Annotated in this window: 20 protein-coding genes; 13 read left to right on the top strand and 7 right to left on the bottom strand. The window is 37.3% G+C overall.

Going from position 1 to position 19,079, the window contains the following annotated elements; genetic code table 11:
• The first annotated feature begins 78 nt into the window (after positions 1-78).
• Positions 79-867: an FKBP-type peptidyl-prolyl cis-trans isomerase gene (fkpA, locus tag GQR44_RS00400; RefSeq protein ID WP_166368117.1), complete on the top strand. Its 789-nt coding sequence runs from the start codon at positions 79-81 to the stop codon at positions 865-867.
• Between the two features lie 180 nt (positions 868-1,047).
• Here fkpA and GQR44_RS00395 read toward each other — a convergent pair whose 3' ends face one another.
• Positions 1,048-1,650 carry a histidine phosphatase family protein gene (locus GQR44_RS00395; RefSeq protein WP_166368115.1) on the bottom strand — a complete coding sequence of 201 codons (603 nt, stop codon included), beginning with the start codon at positions 1,648-1,650 and terminating at the stop codon, positions 1,048-1,050.
• Positions 1,651-2,101: 451 nt separating this feature from the next.
• Here GQR44_RS00395 and GQR44_RS00390 point away from each other — a divergent pair, with 451 nt between their 5' ends.
• The gene (locus GQR44_RS00390) at positions 2,102-3,337 is read left to right on the top strand and encodes an NAD(P)/FAD-dependent oxidoreductase (RefSeq protein WP_166368113.1); all 1,236 of its coding nucleotides are present in this window, start codon (positions 2,102-2,104) and stop codon (positions 3,335-3,337) included.
• A 271-nt stretch (positions 3,338-3,608) separates the two neighbouring features.
• On the opposite strand, the gene GQR44_RS00385 is transcribed toward GQR44_RS00390, so the two are convergent.
• The gene (locus GQR44_RS00385; RefSeq protein WP_166368111.1) at positions 3,609-4,211 is read right to left on the bottom strand and encodes a TetR/AcrR family transcriptional regulator; all 603 of its coding nucleotides are present in this window, start codon (positions 4,209-4,211) and stop codon (positions 3,609-3,611) included.
• 153 nt (positions 4,212-4,364) lie between these two features.
• Between GQR44_RS00385 and GQR44_RS00380 the strand changes: the two genes are divergently transcribed.
• From GQR44_RS00380 to GQR44_RS00345, 8 genes are all read left to right on the top strand, one after another.
• On the top strand, positions 4,365-4,745 hold the full coding sequence (locus tag GQR44_RS00380) for a hypothetical protein (RefSeq protein WP_166368109.1): 381 nt from the start codon (positions 4,365-4,367) through the stop codon (positions 4,743-4,745).
• Between the two features lie 67 nt (positions 4,746-4,812).
• The gene (locus GQR44_RS00375; RefSeq protein ID WP_110924242.1) at positions 4,813-5,724 is read left to right on the top strand and encodes a haloalkane dehalogenase; all 912 of its coding nucleotides are present in this window, start codon (positions 4,813-4,815) and stop codon (positions 5,722-5,724) included.
• Between the two features lie 10 nt (positions 5,725-5,734).
• Complete coding sequence (locus GQR44_RS00370; protein WP_165728950.1) at positions 5,735-6,475, top strand: SDR family oxidoreductase; 741 nt, start codon at positions 5,735-5,737, stop codon at positions 6,473-6,475.
• Positions 6,476-6,555: 80 nt separating this feature from the next.
• Positions 6,556-7,200, top strand: coding sequence for an SDR family oxidoreductase (locus GQR44_RS00365; protein WP_166368107.1), 645 nt, complete (start codon positions 6,556-6,558; stop codon positions 7,198-7,200).
• Positions 7,201-7,279: 79 nt separating this feature from the next.
• A complete protein-coding gene (locus GQR44_RS00360; RefSeq protein ID WP_166368105.1) occupies positions 7,280-7,978 on the top strand; it encodes a DNA alkylation repair protein in 699 nt (232 codons plus the stop codon).
• A gap of 20 nt (positions 7,979-7,998) precedes the next feature.
• Positions 7,999-8,898 carry a haloalkane dehalogenase gene (locus tag GQR44_RS00355; protein ID WP_166368103.1) on the top strand — a complete coding sequence of 300 codons (900 nt, stop codon included), beginning with the start codon at positions 7,999-8,001 and terminating at the stop codon, positions 8,896-8,898.
• A 135-nt stretch (positions 8,899-9,033) separates the two neighbouring features.
• Entirely contained in the window at positions 9,034-9,699 is a 666-nt protein-coding gene (locus tag GQR44_RS00350; protein ID WP_166368101.1) for a hypothetical protein, read from the top strand.
• Between the two features lie 164 nt (positions 9,700-9,863).
• Complete coding sequence (locus GQR44_RS00345; RefSeq protein WP_166368099.1) at positions 9,864-10,460, top strand: tyrosine-type recombinase/integrase; 597 nt, start codon at positions 9,864-9,866, stop codon at positions 10,458-10,460.
• Between the two features lie 148 nt (positions 10,461-10,608).
• Here the strand turns inward: GQR44_RS00345 and GQR44_RS00340 are convergent, their stop codons facing one another.
• Positions 10,609-11,562 carry a LysR family transcriptional regulator gene (locus GQR44_RS00340; protein WP_166368097.1) on the bottom strand — a complete coding sequence of 318 codons (954 nt, stop codon included), beginning with the start codon at positions 11,560-11,562 and terminating at the stop codon, positions 10,609-10,611.
• A gap of 235 nt (positions 11,563-11,797) precedes the next feature.
• Here GQR44_RS00340 and GQR44_RS00335 point away from each other — a divergent pair, with 235 nt between their 5' ends.
• On the top strand, positions 11,798-12,352 hold the full coding sequence (locus tag GQR44_RS00335; RefSeq protein WP_166368095.1) for a carboxymuconolactone decarboxylase family protein: 555 nt from the start codon (positions 11,798-11,800) through the stop codon (positions 12,350-12,352).
• Between the two features lie 164 nt (positions 12,353-12,516).
• Positions 12,517-13,368 (top strand): haloalkane dehalogenase, encoded by an 852-nt coding sequence (locus GQR44_RS00330; protein WP_346774310.1) that lies wholly within the window; start codon positions 12,517-12,519, stop codon positions 13,366-13,368.
• A 483-nt stretch (positions 13,369-13,851) separates the two neighbouring features.
• On the opposite strand, the gene raiA is transcribed toward GQR44_RS00330, so the two are convergent.
• The 3 genes from raiA to GQR44_RS00315 form a co-directional block, all read right to left on the bottom strand.
• On the bottom strand, positions 13,852-14,211 hold the full coding sequence (raiA, locus tag GQR44_RS00325) for a ribosome-associated translation inhibitor RaiA (RefSeq protein WP_166368091.1): 360 nt from the start codon (positions 14,209-14,211) through the stop codon (positions 13,852-13,854).
• Positions 14,212-14,868: 657 nt separating this feature from the next.
• Positions 14,869-15,126 (bottom strand): hypothetical protein, encoded by a 258-nt coding sequence (locus GQR44_RS00320; protein WP_166368089.1) that lies wholly within the window; start codon positions 15,124-15,126, stop codon positions 14,869-14,871.
• Positions 15,127-15,403: 277 nt separating this feature from the next.
• On the bottom strand, positions 15,404-15,574 hold the full coding sequence (locus GQR44_RS00315) for a hypothetical protein (protein ID WP_166368087.1): 171 nt from the start codon (positions 15,572-15,574) through the stop codon (positions 15,404-15,406).
• A gap of 287 nt (positions 15,575-15,861) precedes the next feature.
• Here GQR44_RS00315 and GQR44_RS00310 point away from each other — a divergent pair, with 287 nt between their 5' ends.
• Positions 15,862-16,965, top strand: a complete 1,104-nt coding sequence (locus GQR44_RS00310) for an AarF/UbiB family protein (protein ID WP_166368085.1) — start codon at positions 15,862-15,864, stop codon at positions 16,963-16,965.
• Positions 16,966-17,191: 226 nt separating this feature from the next.
• Here GQR44_RS00310 and GQR44_RS00305 read toward each other — a convergent pair whose 3' ends face one another.
• Positions 17,192-18,961: a diguanylate cyclase gene (locus GQR44_RS00305; RefSeq protein ID WP_166368083.1), complete on the bottom strand. Its 1,770-nt coding sequence runs from the start codon at positions 18,959-18,961 to the stop codon at positions 17,192-17,194.
• Between the last annotated feature and the right edge of the window lie 118 nt (positions 18,962-19,079).

Genomic DNA, 19,079 nt, shown 5'->3' with positions numbered 1-19,079 from the left:
ACTGTTTTAGATACTTGCTTTACAACTTTTTGAAGTAAAATCAAAGCTATCTGTTTTAATTTAATATTTGGAGTAACAATGAAAAACGTTTTTAAAGTTTCTTTATTAGCAGCAGCAGTTGCAATTACTGTTGGCTGTAACCAAGAAGAAGAGCAAGTAACTTCAACTCAAGAAACTGCTGCGGTAAGTTTTAAAAATGATAATGAAAAAGCGGCCTATGCAATTGGCGCATCATTTTCTCGTTATGTTTCTACTACACTAGAGAAGCAAGCTGAATTTGGTATGACACTAGATAAAGAAATCATCCTGCAAGGTATTACAGATACATTACGTGATAACTCTAAATTAACAGATGAAGAGATGATCGAAACACTAAAAGCATACGATACAAAAGTGAAAGCGGCTGCTGAAAAAGTACAGCTTGAAGCGGCAGAAAAATTAGCTGCTGAAGCAAAAGCATTCCTAGATGAAAATGCAAAAGCGGAAGGCGTAACCGTGACTGACTCTGGTTTACAATACTCAGTGATCACTAAAGCAGACGGTCCAAAACCTGCTGCTGAAGATACAGTGACAGTTCACTATGTGGGTACATTAGTTGACGGTACTGTTTTTGATAGTTCTGTAGAGCGTGACCAACCAGCTAAATTCCCACTAAACCGTGTTATCCCTGGTTGGACGGAAGGTGTTCAGTTAATGAGTGTTGGCGAGAAATACAAGTTCGTTATTCCTGCTGAATTAGGTTACGGAGAGCAAGGTGCGGGTTCAATCCCACCGGGTGCAACGCTTATTTTTGAAGTTGAATTATTAGATATTGAAGCTGCTGATGCACCAGTTGCTGAAACAGAAGAAGCACCAGCTGCAGAATAGTGTTATCAAAAAATAGCTATTTTAAGTAGTGTTATTGAAAGGTCGCGAAAGCGGCCTTTTTTATTACTGGCATTTCTTATTGCCCTTTATTACTACCATTTCTTATTACCATCCATAGCGGTTATGTCTTGTTGATATGCAATGTATTCAAGTGTTTCAGGGCGTTTTTATTCTTTAGCCTTAACCTACATCATTACGTTCAATGCATTGTAAAACCCATTGTCCAGACCTAAAGGATAAATGACAAACACTGGCGTTGTGGACGTTAAACATCCGGGGAGCATCCACTGGAATTTGCAGTATTTTTTTAATTAACATCACTATTGATAAACCATGTGTCATCACCGCAATCGACTGTCCTTGATGCAGTTTGTTCAACGCATTAATTTTATCAAACAAACGCGTTTGCACCTCGGCTAAGGTTTCTCCCTCACCAATTCTATAATCTAATTCAGCCGAAAATAAACGTGTCAGTTTCTCTCTATCTTTATCCGTTAGTTGGCGCTTTGCTTGACCATCCAAATAATCATAACTAATTTCACGAAGTAGAGGACAAGTTTGTAATGGCAATTGCTTGGCCTTTGCAAGGGGCGTTGCCGTGGCGATAGCTCGACCTAAATCACTACTATAAAATTGTTGTAACGGAATATCATTAAAATAACTAACTAGATTAGATGCTTGTAAGTGGCCGGTTGCAGTTAAAGGGCTATCGGAATGACCTTGAAAACAGCCAAGTTGGTTAAATAATGTTTCACCGTGGCGAATTAAGTATAAATCAGTCATCGTAACCTCTTCTCAGAATAAACGTTTATTAACGTCCCTTAGTGCTCACTCAAATTATCGTTGTGGAACTCGTTATTGTTAGTATTGATCTTGATGCCTTGTTGATGAATATTACGCTGAAATAAGGCTCTAATTCAAGAGGGTGGAATAGCTTAATAAGCTCCATCATAAGCCCGAACATAAACAACAGACAAAGACACAATCAGTGCGACAAAAAACGGCCCATCGTCTGCTATTTATTTCACTGAGGAATTCCCCCTAAAAAAGGCAAATAGTGTATCCTTAGCCGATAATTTTTTAGCAGAAAAGATAGTTGCAGTTAAAGCCTATTTATTCAATGTTTTATAACAAGAGACTCTAAAAACGAAGCAGAGGTTGGGATAATTTATCTTCGTTTGCTTCAAAAAAATATTGAGTCAAAGTACCAAATTAACTGTGTTTAAGGTGAGCAATGTTTGATGTAATTATTATTGGCGCAGGTGCGTCAGGTTTGATGTGTGCAATTGAAGCGGGCAAACGTGGCCGTAAAGTCTTACTCATTGAACACGCAAAACGTATTGGCCAAAAAATAATAATGAGTGGTGGCGGGCGTTGTAACTTTACCAACTTATACGTAGAGCCGAGCAACTTCCTATGTAGTAATCCACACTTTGTAAAATCAGCATTAAGCCGATACACACAGTGGGACTTTATTGCGCTGGTGGACAAACACAATATCAGTTGGCATGAGCGAGACCACGGGCAACTATTCTGTGATGATAGCGCAAAGCAAATAGTAAAAATGCTGTTAGATGAAGCACAAGCGGCAGGTGTTACCATTAAAACGCAATGTGAAGTCATCGACCACCAGAAAATAGCAGACAACGACTTTGCCGTACAAACCAACCAAGGTGATTTTAAATGTCAGTCATTAGTGGTTGCGACGGGCGGTTTATCTCTGCCTAAATTAGGTGCTACACCTTTTGCTTATCAATTAGCTGAAAAATATAACTTACCCGTTAAACCAACCCGTGCAGGCTTAGTGCCTTTTACATTACAACCGGTACTCAAAGATAAACTCATTGAATTATCTGGGATTAGTTTTCCCGCTACCGCTACTGCCATTAAAAAAGACGTGGCAGGTAAAGAGTCAGATAAAAAAGGGCATGCTAAAAAAGAAACGCCCATGAGCTTTAGTGAGGCTTTGTTATTTACTCATCGAGGCTTGAGCGGACCGGTTATTTTACAAATATCAAACTACTGGCAGGCTGGTGATACCATCTTGATAGATCTATTACCCAGTCAAGATCTGCAAAGCTTATTGACACAGACACAACAAGATCGCCCTGAACTAGCGCTTAAAACATTGCTGTCTCAACACCTACCTAAACGAGTGGTAGAGTGTTTGCTAGGCTTGGCTGAAATTGAAAGTCGTCCGTTAAAACAGTTCAATGAAAAAGAGCTACAACAAATTGTGGCATTATTTCATCAATGGCAACCGTTAATTAATGGCACCGAGGGGTATAGGACGGCAGAAGTGACACTAGGTGGTGTTGATACCGATGTGATCTCCTCTAAAACCATGGAATGTAAATCCGTTAAAGGCTTATATTTTGTGGGTGAAGCAATGGACGTGACCGGTTGGCTCGGGGGGTTTAATTTTGCATGGTGTTGGAGCTGCGGCTGGGCAGCAGGACAAGATGTGTAGTGTGGTAGGGTATTTAAATTATAGACAAAGGTAATTAAATTTAGACAAACTAAGGTTTGTCTAAATTTACTGGTAGGGGTTGGAATTAGAAGGGCATGTCAACTGACTTATGCTTGTATCACTATTCAGTTTGCTAGCTTAAACTTCTTCTAAAAACTAGGTTCGCTTTCAATAAGGAGTGTCATTAGCAAAATCGCTTTCGCCCCCTTAGCGACTTACTAAGACTAAAAATTTATATCCTACAGTAGTTAGTCATGATACTTAACTAGCTTTAAGCAAAAATAGAATTCAAACTATGATCAAGGACTGACTTTAACTCTTCTTCCGATTTACCAGCCTTTGCTTGAACGGCAATGCCATAACTAATTGACAATAGATACGTAGCAAGTTTTTCAGCTGTTTGACCTTTGGGCATATCAGTCTTCGTAATGCCAGACGCGAATAAATCCGTCAGTATTTGCTGAGTTTCTGTTCCTGATTTTTCTATATAAACAACCACGTCTTCTGGAAACGCAACACTGTCTGATTCATTAACACTTTTTACGAGTAAGCATCCACGGGGAGTCTCATTATTAGTGAACAGCTCAATAAGCCCATAGAAACAAGTTTGTAATCGCTCTTTTAATGTTGCATTTGATGGATCTACTAGGTGTTTGTAATTAGCTGCAACGTATTGCTTAACATAATGAACCAGTGAGTCTTTGAATAACTGTTCTTTATTGCCAAACGTTCCGTACAAACTCGACGTATTAATGCCAAGTTCAGAAGAAAGATTAGCAACAGAAGTACCCGAGAACCCATTGGCCCAAAATAACCGCATCGCTTTATCTAAAACGACTTCTTTATCAAACGCTCTTTTTCGTCCTGCTTTCACTCTGTGGCCCTTAAAAATAATATTAATTAACTCTATTTTGAAGCAGTCACTTCAAAATGTCAATTCGCCCTATTGACATTACAAAGTGATCGCTTCACAATTAACTCAATTCTGAAGCGATCGCTTCATAAGTATAAAATAAGTGAACTAAAAATGTTTAAAAAATTCGTACAAATTACTGCTCTATTCAACTTTCCAATCGCACTAGGCATGATTATTTCAGCGCTGATGGCACCTCAAGCAGACACGTTAATTATCACGGTGGTATTGGGCGTATCTTTTATGCTTATGGGCGCTGCGTTACTTTGGGCTACTTCAGACATTAAAACCCGTGCCCCTCTTATTGTTTGGAACGGATTGGTAAGAATGGTCGGCTTTATCATTGTTACATATGCCGCTTCATTAGGCTTGGTACCAAAGATCTTTGTCTATATTTCTGTCATGGATCTTATTACCGCCTTTGTTTACATCATTGGCAGTATGCGAGCATCCGAGCAGCCCTTTAAATCCCTATTTTTAGGCAAAACTCAGTAACTTATAAATTAATAATTTTAGCATTGATAACATTAACTTAAATAAACTACTTTTCAGGAGAAATATTATGACGATTAAAGCATTAAGAACACCAGAAGAAAGATTCTCTGTATTACCGGCCTTTCCTTACCAACCTAACTACATTGATGATTTAGCTGGTTTTGAGTCTTTACGCATGGCCTACATCGACGAGGGTGATTCCTCATCTGAAAACACTTTTTTATGTTTACACGGTGAGCCTTCATGGAGCTACTTATATAGAAAAATGCTTCCTATATTTACGGGCGCTGGTCATCGTGTTGTTGCGCCTGATTTGTTTGGCTTTGGTCGTTCAGATAAACCCGTTGATGAATCGGTTTATACCTTTGATTTTCACCGTGATAGTTTAATGCGATTAATTGAACGCCTTGATCTGAAAAATATTACGTTGGTCTGTCAAGACTGGGGCGGAATTCTAGGGTTAACAATCCCAATGGATATGCAAGATCGATTCAAAAATTTGATTGTTATGAACACGGCAATATCGGTGGGTGAAACCGCCCCTGAAGGGTTTTATCAGTGGCGAGATTTCTGCGCAAATGCCCCTGAAATACCAGTCGGTGGTTTATTTGCCTGTGACGCAGGGCCAGCCGTATCTGTGATGGATGTTATAGCTTACGATGCGCCATTTCCAGACAACAGCTATAAAGCAGGCGTAAGACGCTTTCCCGCCATGGTGCCTGTCGAGCCAACGATGGATGGTGTTGAGCACGGAAAACGCGCAAGAGAGTTTTGGTCAAAAGACTGGAACGGTCAAAGTTTCATGGCGATAGGCATGAAAGATACAGCTTTAGGCGAAGGCCCAATGGAGTACTTAAGAAGCTTTATTAAAGGCTGCCCTGAGCCCTTAAAAATTGCAGAAGCAGGACACTTTGTTCAAGAATACGGTGTTGAAATTGCAGAAAAAGCGCTTGTTCACTTAGAAATGAATAATAAATAGGCTATATCCAATGAATACAAATATAGAAAATAAAGTGATTGTTATAACGGGTGCAAGCAGTGGTTTAGGTGAAGCAACTGCGCGTTTTCTGGCTCAAAAAGGTGCTAAAGTCGTATTGGGTGCGCGTCGTAGTGAAAAACTAGCAGCTATCGTAAATGATATTCGTGCTGAGGGTGGCGAAGCTGAATATGTCACGATGGATGTCACCAAATCCGATCAGGTTAAAATGCTTGTCGACAAGGCGATTGAGACTTTTGGACGCTTAGATGTCATGGTCAATAATGCCGGCTTGATGTCAATTGCTCCGATGGCTGAGGTTAAGGTTGATGAATGGGATCGCATGGTCGACATTAATATCAAAGGGGTACTTTACGGTATCGCCGCTGCACTTCCCGTGTTTACCAAACAAAATAGTGGTCACTTTATTAATCTCGCTTCCGTTGCTGCACATAAAGTTTCACCGGGTTCGGCTGTCTATAGCGGTACAAAATTTGCGGTTAAAGCGATAACAGAAGGATTGAGAGCGGAAGTGGGTGGCAATATACGTACAACGCTATTATCACCTGGCTTAATTGATTCTGAATTAAAATTCGGTAGTTCGGATGAAGCCACCTCTCAATTTGTTCAAGATATTTATAAAGTCGCTATTCCAGCGTTATCTATTGCTAAAGCTGTCGCCTATGCGATTGAACAACCAGATGATGTCGATATTAACGAAATTATTATCAGACCAACAATTCAAGACTTCTAATCTAATGTGAGTTGATCCTGCCTTTTTTGTATTTTGTTTGGCAGGTCAACGTGAAACAGTTGCTTTAAAAGGTATAAAAAATGAAAAAAACACTCATTATTGGCGCTAATGGCCAGATTGGTAAAATAGTGGTTGAGTTGCTTCACAATCAGGATCGCCCAGTTGTCGCAATGGTTCGTAGCAAACAACAAGCTGAGAAGTTAGAAAATATGGGTGTAGAGGCTGTTGTTGGCGATCTTGAAACTGATTTTGAACACGCTTTTAAGGACTGCGATAAAGTAGTATTTAGTGCAGGTTCTGGCGGTAATACAGGCGACGATAAAACACTTCTAATAGATTTATGGGCAGCAAAAAAAGCAGTTGATTATTCTTTAAAGGAAGGTATACAACATTTTGTAATGGTAAGTGGTTTAGGCGCACAAGACCCTGACGAATTTGAATCAGAAATAAAACCCTATTTGGTGGCAAAGTATTTTGCCGATCAGTACCTATTATCCAGTGGCCTAAATTACACCATTCTTAGACCGGGAAGCCTGACTAATGATAAAGGCAACGGGCTCATAACAACCACGCGTTCGACTTCTACGAATGATTTATTCATTAGCAGAGAAGATGTCGCTAAATCAATAGAGTATTACATTAATCGTGACGAAGTCAGTAACCAGATATTTGAACTTTATCATGGTAATGAAGTAATTAGCTCGGCATTAACCGCTAGCAATTAATTTATAACCAACGATTCGCTAACCACTATAAAATAATATATTAGCGAAAGAAGCTATTAATATTAGAGTTTTAAATAATATGCAAAACTACCTTCAAGAAATAGAAACAATCACTTCTAAAGCTGTTGAAACCGTTCCTTTGCAAAGAAAAGCTTTTGAAGGAGGTTTTTCTTTTAAGCAATTGCCTTTTGATAAACAACTAGCGATATGGAGTTATATCTGGACGAACACAAAAGTGTATAGAGCAGAAATGTTTTGTTTGTATTTCTTGGAGGAGCATATTAAAAACAAAGATGAAATGCTGGCCGCTTGGCCAACGATTAAATTATGGCAAGACAAAATTAATCGATGGGAAACAAGCGATGGCATTTCAAAAATATATGCTCAATTAGTAGAATATGATGCAGCATTAATTTTGCCAACGTATAAAAAATGGAATACGTCTACAAACCCATGGCATAGAAGACAAAGCATAGTGGGTTTACTTTATTACAGCGCTCATAGAAAACACTATTTACCTTTTCAAGTACTTATAGATTTGGTAGTACCTTTAATTTCTGACCACGCTTATTATGTTGAAAAAGGAGTGGGTTGGACACTTAGAGAAATAGGAAATATATACCCTAAAGAGCAGGAAGGATTTCTATTTGAAAACGCAACTAAAATTTGTGCTTACGGATATAGCGCGGGTACAGAAAAGTGGGATAAAACAAAACGAGAAAAACTGAAGCAAATTAGAAAAGCAGCAAGAGTTTTAAATCGCAAAAATTCAATTTAAACATTTAAAAAGGAATAAATATGTCAAACAACAAACCAATATCAGCAGCGTTTCCTTTTGAATCTAAATTTCAAGTAGTATTAGATTCTAAAATGCATTATGTAGATGAAGGAGACAAAAATTCTAAAGATACTTTTTTACTCATACACGGAAACCCTACATCAAGTTATTTATGGCGAAACATCATTCCGTATGTAAGTGCCTTAGGTCGTGTGGTTGTTCCTGATCTTATTGGAATGGGTAAGTCTGACAAGCCCGATATAGATTATACATTTGAAGACCATATTACCTATTTAGATGCGTTTATTGAAAAGTTAGCCTTAAAAAATATCATTATAGTCATTCAAGATTGGGGTTCTGCTTTAGGTTTTAACTATGCCAATCAGCATAGAGAAAATATAAAAGGGATTGTTTTTTTTGAAGCTATGTCTCAAGTTTCTTATTGGAAAAATACGACTAAAGAGACAGAAACATTATTTAAAAAATTTCGTGACCCTGCAGAAGGGCATGAAATGATTGTTAAAAACAACTTCTTTATTGAGGCTATGCTACCCATGATGGCGGGCAGAGAATTAACTCAAGAAGAAATGGACCATTACCGAGCGCCTTATTTGGAAGAAAAGAGCCGTAAACCACTGCTTATGTGGCCTGGTCAAATTTCTTTTGATGGCGTCCCAAAATTTACCACTGACATTGTTAATTCATATAATGAATACCACAAAAATTCAGATGTGCCTAAGTTGTTATTTTATGCAGAGCCAGGACTAATCATTAATCGAGAATTAGGTGAGCATATCGCTGAAACGTGGAAAAATATTACTGCAGTAGATTTAGGTGAAGGAAAGCATTATCTACAAGAGTCACATCCACACGAAATTGGTGAAGGTATTGTCGATTGGTATAAAAAAGTTATTAAATAAACACTAATTATAGGGCTAGTGGTCAAATAGAAAAAATGCTTAAGCGTTATATTGGGTAGACTACGGAACCATGAGCAGATTTATTTGACCGCTATAATTTGACACTATAATTTGACCACGACAAAGGAAGTACCGATGGCAGCTAAATTATCCAAGTTTGAAGCAGTCGATGGCTCTGCTACATTATATACCGCCACCAAAAATAGCCTTAGATGCACGGCTATTAAACTGAGAATAGGTGGCGTTTGTTTATATAGTCCAGTGTCAGGCCTCAGTGAAGAGGCTAAAAATAGCCTAATCGAATTAGGCGATGTCAAGTATCTACTCGCCCCCAATACCTACCATAATGCTGGTTTGGTAGAGTACTCAAAAGCCTACCCCAAAGCTCATCTGGTGGCATCTGAGAGTGCTCATGCACGCTTGACTAGCAAGACAGGACTAACGTTCAAAGAATTATCATCGCTAGCCAGTGCACTACCAGACGGGCTTACCTTGGAAGAACCCAGTGGTTTGAAAAATGGTGAGGTTTGGCTTATAGAGTCAGCGCAGATTGGCTATATTTGGCATGTTGTGGATGCCTTTGCTGGCCAAAAACATACTGAAGGCCCAATATGTGACATTGTAAAAATGGTTAAAGTATTTCCTAATTTTGGTATTAAAGATCGAAAAGTCTTTGCCAGCGCGGTAATGCAACTTATTGAAATTTCACCGCCTAAAATTTTACTGCCTTGTCATGGTGCTTTAATTAAATCACCTGAGCTGGCTGATCAGATTCGAAATTTAATACTCGAACTTGGCTAGAAAAAACCGATATTCTACGCAATTAAAAAGAGCGCTATTTATGGTAGTTCATAGGTTTAACTACTCATTTAGAGATGAATTTTTAAGTCGCTATGTGCCCCATACTTTGCTTTCGAAACAGAATTACATAACGCTCCTACTACACCATTCAATAGGAGTAGATTATGAAAGCATGGAATAAAGGAAAGCGAGTCGGTCAGAAAAAAGCATTTAAATTAGAGGAAATTTGGCGAATTCGTATACGGTTAGAATTAGAAAATAAGCTTGAACAGTTAGTTTTATTTAATTTGGCAATTGATAGCAAGCTTCGGTCAAGTGACTTAATTAAGCTCAAGGTACGTGATATTTGCACAGGCTCACTAATTCAATCTAGGGCGATAATAGAACAAAAGAAAACACACCGAGAAGTCCAATTTGAAATCACCTCCAAAACACAGCAATGTTTAAATATTTGGATCCATAGTAAAGATTTAAAACCTGTCGACTATTTATTTCCTAGTCCCAGAAAGGAAAATTACCATATTAGTTACCATTACTATTCAAATATAGTTAAACAATGGGTTGATAAACTTGGCTTAGATATTACTCAATACAATACCCATTCACTTAGAAGAACTAAAGCATCTTTAATCTATACTAAAACAAAAAATCTTCGAGCAATACAGCTACTTTTAGGCCACTCAAAATTAGAAAGTACTATTGAGTATTTAGGTGTAGAGATTGAAGATGCATTAACAATTTCAGAGTCAACAGATACATGATCATCAATATAATGCTATCCGGAAGCAAAATGCTTCCGCCCCCAAAGCAATTTAGAAACCTACAAACTTGTGGCTAATATTACTCAGCCACAAAAACTTAGTATGTGTAAAGTGATTAATGGACATCAAATAACAAGTCCAGCCTAATTTAGTTCTTTTTGTAATAATCAGAAAAATTGTCAATATAACTTTCCCAAATTGGCGTCTCACCAATCACCTCTTTTATCGTATCTATGAATTTATTCACTAATGGGGTTGGGTTACGATGCGGGTATAGTGCATGAATATCGCCTAATGTTTCAGGCAAGGTGTAATTGGTCAGCAGTGGCACCAGTCCATATTCTTTGATATTTTTATCGAGCATATAAGCGCCCAGCATTCCATAGCCAATACCCGATTTAATGGCATCAAGAATAAGTTCCGGCTCATTAACTCGATATTTCCCTTGAAGCTCCCATATTACGCCAGGCGTTAATTTCGAGTCAGCACCAATGGTAATTCGATTCACAACTAAACCGTCATTTGCATATACAACGGCCGGTAGTGCGAACAATTCTTGTGGTGTTTGTGGTGTCCCATATTCTTTTAGAAAACCTTTTGAAGCTAATAAAATCGGTTTATTCACTGCTAGCTTTCGTGCGATTAAGTTGGAATCCTGTGCCTGTCCAATACGAAAGGCAATATCATATTTATCTTCGATTATACTGCGTTTTTTATTATCTAAAATGAGTTGAATATGGACATCTGGATAAGCTTTCATAAATTTTATGATAGCTTTTTGTACGTATTGTTTGCCAAATAAAGTCGGGCTGGTGATTCGAAGCAGGCCCTTAGGCTGACTGTGGAAAGATTCAACAATCCGGTGAGTATCTGCAATGGTTTGCCTCACTAATTCTGCTTGTTTAAGTACTTCTTTTCCTGCTTCTGTTAATGATAAAGAACGTGTTGAACGATTAAGTAAACGAGTTCCTAGTTCATCTTCTAACATTTTTATTTGTTTAGATAATGATGATCTATCTATATTTCGAAGATTAGCCGCTTTGGTATAAGAACCTTGCTTAACGACATCGAAAAACAGATCTAATCTTGTTGCTATATCCATGATAAAAGTCCTCGTCAGCACAAAACTACATATCGGCTTATTGTTTGCAATATCCCACTCAAAGTAGCCAGTTAGCACTTTTTATTACACTTAGACTTCTATTGTAGCAAATAACCCCCTAATCAATGGGAAAAACCTCTGATTATCTGATGTGTTTTTTAAGGAATAATAACAACCAATTAATCAATACAGTGAATGACTGAGTTGATACCTTATCAATATTGGAGTTAATACCATGAACACATTTACTATTCATACCCTAGAAACTGCACCAGAAAAAAGTAAACCGTTATTAGCGACTTCTCTTAAAAAGAACCGCATGATTGCTAACCTGCATGGCATTATTGCAGAATCTCCAGAACTGCTTATTGCCTATAATGAACTTAATAACCTTTTCATTCAGTCTTCATTTAATGCAGAAGAATTAACCGTCGTATGGCAAGGAATTAATATCGAACATGGCTGTACTTACTGTGTACCTGCTCATACTGCTATTGCAAACATGATGAAAGTAGACCCTGCATTGACAAAGGCATTGCGAGATCAACTACCAATGCCAACACCTAAATTACAAGCGTTGTTAGATTTGACATTGAGTATTGTTCGCAAACGTGGACAAGTATCAACAGAGGAGCTGAGTGCTTTTTATGATGCAGGCTACGAGCAACAACAAGTGCTAGATATTATTTTGGGACTTTCTCAAAAGACTATCAGTAACTATGTAAACCATATTGCTAATACGCCAGTGGATAAACCATTTCAAAAATTTGCATGGCAGAAGAAAGTATAAACCTGACAATATGAACATACTCATGCGTCATCATGACTGATAGTGATTAACCTAAACCTGATCCCTAATAAATTAGCCTATCGTTTGTGGTAGGTTTTGGAGATAATATGAACTTACAATTAACAACTGAAATTCCATCAACGACTAAGTAAACCCATCAATTTATCGATATTTTAGGATCTAAGATGGCTTACATAGACGTTGGCGAAGGCGATCCTATTTTATTCTTACACGGTGAACCAACATCATCTTATTTATGGCGTAACATCATGCCACACTTAGAATCGCAAGGTCGTTTAATTGCACCTGATAATATCGGCTTTGGTAAATCTGATCAGCCAGAGTTAAATTATACATTTGAAGATCATTATCTATATTTTGATGCATTTATGAAAAAAATGGACCTTCAAAACATTACCTTAGTTGTCCACGATTGGGGCTCTGGACTTGGTTTACATTATGCTCGTTTGAATGAATCAAGGATTAAAGCGATTGTGACGATGGAAGCGCTTATGGCACCTCTTCTTCCGGCAAAGAGCTACGAAGATTATCCTCATAAAAAAGCTGAATTTTCTAAAATGGTTCGTGATCCTATTAAAGGACATAAACTGATTATCGAAGATAACTGGTTTCTCGAAGTTGCGCTACCGGGTGCTATTGTTCGTCCGTTAGACAAAGCTACACACGAAGAGTATCTAAAGCCATTTCCGACTGAAAAATCCCGTATACAGGTTTACCAATGGCCTTTGGAAATACCGATTGGAGGTGAGCCCGCAGTCACTACCAAAGTGATCAGCGACTACAATACTTGGCTTGAAAATACTGACATTCCATGGTTATATTTGTACGCAACACCGGGCTCTCAAAACCCACCAGAAGCCGCTGATTATTGGGAAACTCGCGCTAAAAATATACAGATATCTTATATTGGTGAGGGTATTCACTATGTGCAAGAAGACAATCCTTATGCAATTGGCAGGGCTATCTATGATTGGTATCGTCGTATTAATAAATAATGATGGGGCATTTGAATAAGTAAGCGATGCAGAGTAAAACATTTTTAATAGCGCTGTACTTAAACTCTTATTAACGAGATATGCATAGGAATGCTTGTTAGGTGCATTTCTGTATTTAGCATAACCCCAACTTCAAATCTCTAAAGAGCCCTTGGAGGCGACCTACATGGTTGCCTTTTTTGTATCTATCGGTAATTTTTCTAGGGCGCTTTGTGCCCCAAAGCGCCCTAGAAAATTGTGTACGAAACTGTACCAAACGATTTGGAAAACTATAATATTTGGTCAATTTTTCTTCGTAACACAAAGTGAAATGGTCAACTAAGTTTGGTTATCTAGTTAGCGGATAATCACGATTATCATTTTTTAGAAAACAGGGGCGTTATTTTAAAAGTGCAAATGGAAGGTTTCTGCGAGGTTTTTATCGTACTAAAACAAAAAACGCAGCGAGGCTGCGTTTTAATATGATTGGCTTAATCGAGTAGACTAATTTAAGTTAGTTTCTTCTTCTTCAATTTCATCATCACTTTCAGGTTCAATCAGCTCAGGCTTTTCATGTAAATCTGCTTTTAATTGACCTTTACGGTGTTTTAACACGGTATCTAATTTTTTAGCTGCATTTGAAATAGCTGGGTACATAACTGCATTGTTGCCTTTAACAGCAATGCTGGTGCCTTCATAATTGGTGCTAATCTCAACATTAAACTCATCATGCTCTTTGGAAATGATCACATCTAGCGAGATAAGTGTGGGGAAATGCGTAGATATTTTAGCGAATTTTTCTTCTAAGTGCTCTTTGATGCTATCAGTAACATCAACATGGTGACCGGAAATATTTATTTTCATAGATTGCCCTTAATAGATTTAACGTTCGTTACCTCTGTATACTTGCATAAATAAACTCTTTGTACAAATACAAGCGCATATAATTAGAACTCAAATAATTGGTGCGTCTTACCCTTGTTTAAGTTAATAGAATTTACATAGTGACCTAATCACTCGCATTAAGAGATAACAGGGTCTATAGGTGTCTAAACATACCTCAGTTTGTGAAAATACACATGGTCATTTTATCCAAAAGAAAGCCTCACATTAGTAAATTAATTTGGTCACTATGTAATGATTTGTAGGTTCCCTTATGCGCGTAAACGACTTAGAATTTCGATACTATAATTCAATGTCAGCCTTATACTAGTTTAGTAATTTAGACGATTAAATTAAGGTTTCTAGATTTATAGTAAGAGGGGATGTGAGTTATTCAACTAGCCGATAAAGATTGTCTTCGTTTTAATTGCATCAAACTATTTATTTTAATGTTTATAGAATAAGTCTTTGAGCGAAGACATTTACTTGAATGCGTGAATTTGGCCAAAATCAGTTGACCACACACCAACCGATTTAGGAGCTTGGGGATAAACATACAACTTTTAGAAGTTAAAGGTTAAAGGTTAGAAGTTAAGGTTAAAGAACTTGCCTTGATGAGGCGTAAATTACATATAAACCTTACTCTGCTTGCTCATTATTAATAGATAACTCGATTTGCTCAACGTAATTTTTTGTTGATAACAATGGAAGTGGACGACCCAAACCGAAGAAAGCATTGACATGTTTGATGGCGGGTATCTTTCCACTTTCTTTAAATACAGCTGTTGTAGTCGCTTTAAGCTCAGCTAAATTGATGCGATGTTCCGCGCCGAATGTTTCAACTGGTTTATAGGTTGTCTTTTCTGAAAAAATATTTGCGAAGTCGCTGTATCCCATTTTTATATCCTTAAATATCATTATTATTGTGGTACTAATTCATCTTAATAAGTGTATTTACAAAGGTAATCTACTCTTTAAAAAGAGGCTTCTTGATCATCATTAGAAAACACTTCATATCTTGAGATTAACTATTAACAGAACCTCAATAGTTATTTTAATATAGTTACTTTTTTTTAATTTAGTTACTTTGTTTTGATCTAGTTACGTTATTTTAATGTAATGATTATCTTAGTCATGATCCATATTTTGGCACTGAATGCTTTAACGAGGATTGTTACTTATTCGCTTTTTTATTATCTGTTGCATTGTCGGGTTGCTGCTCGGCGCGAAGCGCTTTTTGTGCGCGTTCATCAAGTGGTACACAGCAACGTTTGTTTTCTGGGGTTAACCCCATTTCATCTAACCAGTCACAATAGTGTTGCCATGCTTTTTTTATTATTTTCATAAAACCTCGAGTTGTATTAATAATCTAGCTACTAGCTGTGCATATAATACAGCCTCAACTTGTCTTTTTACAATGCCCCTTATCGCTACTTCATATTCCGTTTATTTGCAATATCTAACTGTTTTGTTTAAATCCTCACTTAGTCGAACACTCTGCAATAACTTAAAGTTTTACTTTGTTTATTAACGAGTCTCACTTACTGTAAAGGTAACAGGATGTTATTCATTGTGATTGAAATTATAAGCTCAGCGAGTCGTTTTATGCAGGAGTAAAATAAAGGAGCAAAAATGAGTTTAGAAAAAGTACGACAACAGGCACAACTGAGCTTTTGTGAGAATGGTAAAAATATTGAAGTAGGTGATCTTAAAGGCTTCCCAATTACATTAGCAGAATTAAAGTCGACAAACAGTGAATCTCATTATGTTGTTGAAACCTTCGACTCTGGGCTGACTGGCGTTGTCTATCATCTCCAGTTTGCAGATAGGCACTGGACACTTAAGCTAAAAAGGTCTGCTAGCCTAGTGAATAATGTCGACGGTCAAACATCCTTTCTTAATGAGGTGCAGCGCCGCCATGATTTTAGCGTTTTAAAGCAAACTAAAGCGGCTGATTTTAATCATATAATTGAGACCAAATTTGCATCATATACTGAAGGGATTATTCTTTCTCCATGGATTGTAGGAGCACCTCCTCAACGTTTTAATAAAAAAATTTTTGAACAAATTTTTACATGTATTTGCAATTTAGAACTCAACGGATTTTTTGAGTGGGATCTATCCCCTGGTAATATTTTATTGGACAATAATAATAGGATTAAGCTGTTTGATTTTGGTTATATGTATCAATTTAATCCACTCAAGCACTTTAATAGCAATGGTCAAGATACTCCTTTATTTCACGGTATCGAACGCTTTGAAACACGCTTCTTTTTTGATTACTTATTAAAAAATCCTCTTCAATTATCTAAGGAAGAGTTATTTGGATTATATCGTCTGGAAAAACAATGTGCGCTACAGGCCTATCTGCATAAGCTTCAAAACCTGAAAAATGCAGCAGCTGATACTAGTGTTATTAGCCATCAAAACAATATTAATTTGAAATGGGAAAAAGCACTGAGTAACGAAGAAGCGTTAAGAGAGTTGTATTTAGTTGAAAATTATCGCTCTAACGTACTGGACTTGTTGGATGATTTACATGGTCAGTCATGTAATATTTATACGCTTAAAAAAGCAGATTTGATTTTAAGTTTTATCCATGATTACTTTATTCAGCTTCTTAATAACAATGCCTTTTTCTTTGGTGACGAAAAATTAAATCAGGAACAACTAATCGTTAAATATACTGAGCTTCGTAACCAAGCCATAAGTTTCCAATTAGGCTCTGAAAAATAAGTAAGTTTTTAAGAAAAGGTAAGTGCTGTGGCTCTACTTAGTTGAATTTATTCAATAAGTTGAATGACAAAAAGATCATTGTCATATACTTACTTTTAACAATTATCATCACGCTACCCTTTAGCAATGCAGTTCCACTTACTTAAAGGTAGCTTTTTATGATGTCATTCAAGTAATTTAGGTAGCGATTCCAGAACGCTGTATTCCTTTTTAGGGCCCTTAAATACTAACTAACAATCTTATTTCTACCGCTATTTTTTGCTTTATAAAGTCTCTTATCTGCTATTTCTATCAAGGCCTCAGCTGAAGCATTGGGATGTTCCTTGAGGTCAGCTAAGCCAAAGCTCATGGTTATGTGCTGATTTTCAAAGACGGGGATAGTAGAAAATTCCTGTTGAATATTATTAAGTCTTTCAAGGACCTGTTCCGTTTCCATATTCAGAAATACCAAGGCAAATTCTTCGCCTCCATAACGCGCTACTATATCTTTTGCAGCACGTGTATGTTTTTTGAGGTTAGCGGCTACGGCGACTAGTGCGCAGTCACCTAAAGTATGTCCGTAATCGTCATTGATACGTTTAAAGTAGTCAATATCACCCAGTACAAAGGTAAGTGAGTGTGCTTTGTTTTGTGCTGATTTAAATGCTTTTTCGAATACGAGGTTAAAGCCTCGACGGTTATAAAGTGTTGTTAACTCGTCGGTGAGCGAGCTCTCAAGTAAATTCTCATTTTCATCCTGTAAATAAGACGTTCGCTCTGATACTTTTTGTTCTAGGTGTTGCAATATATCTAAAAGGTTTTCGGCCATTGCATGTAGACCTTGATTGAGCGAACAAATTTCGCGGATCCTACTCATGGGTTGTGGGAGTAATAGAATACTTTCAACTTTTTTATCATTAGCGGCTTTATTAAGTTGTTGTATCGGTTTGCCTATATACCAAGCAATCGCGGAGCCAATGATTGCAATACAAGCAAATAGAGAGAGTGTAATGAAAATAGTGGTTTGTGTGTATTCAGTTAATATTCCTTCATGGTAAGAAGAAGGAATAAGCACACCAATCAGCCAAGTTTTTCCATATTTGAGTTGGATGTTACTGACGCGATATAAGTAGGCTTCTCCATCAAGATTAAGGTGATATGAGCCTTTTTTAAAGTGCTGGCTGGCCATTTTAAACAAGGGATCTGGGTGGTTGTTGAGATTTAGCCTAGTGTAGGTTCCTTCCGTAATATTGTACAAAGCATCTTTGCTTGAAGTGGCAATCAATGCACCATTTTCTTCAGCTAAAAAAATGTAAGCGTTATCCACTAGCTCTAACGATTCTAAATAATCATCTAATTCAATCAACGCAACACTGGTTGCCGTGACACCTAATACTTTGCCATTTACATCATAAATAGGAACCGATAAGCCGATCCCCAATGTTGGACGACCATAATAGGGATGAATATCACTCCAGGTTATTGTTTGGGCTTTTAATGCATCGAGGTAAAAGGGTCTTCCCCTTGGGTCGTAACTAAAAGCGGGATCGGTTTCTATCTTGGCGCCGATACTTTTTTTAGGGTGATAGTTAAATCCTTCCATGGTGAAAGGTTTGTTAATAAAATTTGCTGCAATGTTGTGTTGTATTTTACCAATGGGATCGCGTGCAGATGCGAGGTAACGACCGTCTGCTGTGGCAACGGAAATAAACGTCATATGTTCAAAAGGGGTAGCTTGCTCGTAAAAGCGGGTGGCGATGGGGGTTAAGTTATTCAGTAATTCAGGTTTGTTAGTAAAGGCATCACGGTTAATTTCTAAAATGTCGCTGAGTGGCGCAATGAAATCTCCCACCCTATCATCAATTCGATTTTCCACCTCCTTGATATATTGCTCGCCTACATTATTAGCTATATTGGAAATGGTGACGGTGGATACAAAGTACATCAGCACACCTGCAATAAGTGCAAGTAGTACGAAGGGGGTAATAATTAACCAACGCAGGGGAATAGACTTCACTGAGTATTCTCTCTATTTATAATGGAATATTTTAATATTAACTAAACTAGAAGGCATTTTTATTAATATTAAATATAGTACGTTATGCGTTGATAACAATAGTTTTATCCATTTAAAT

The organism is Psychromonas sp. SA13A (assembly GCF_011378715.1).
In the GTDB taxonomy this organism is placed as follows: domain Bacteria; phylum Pseudomonadota; class Gammaproteobacteria; order Enterobacterales; family Psychromonadaceae; genus Psychromonas.
Note: the sequence above shows the minus strand (reverse complement) of the source record. Positions and strands in the feature narration are given on the sequence as shown.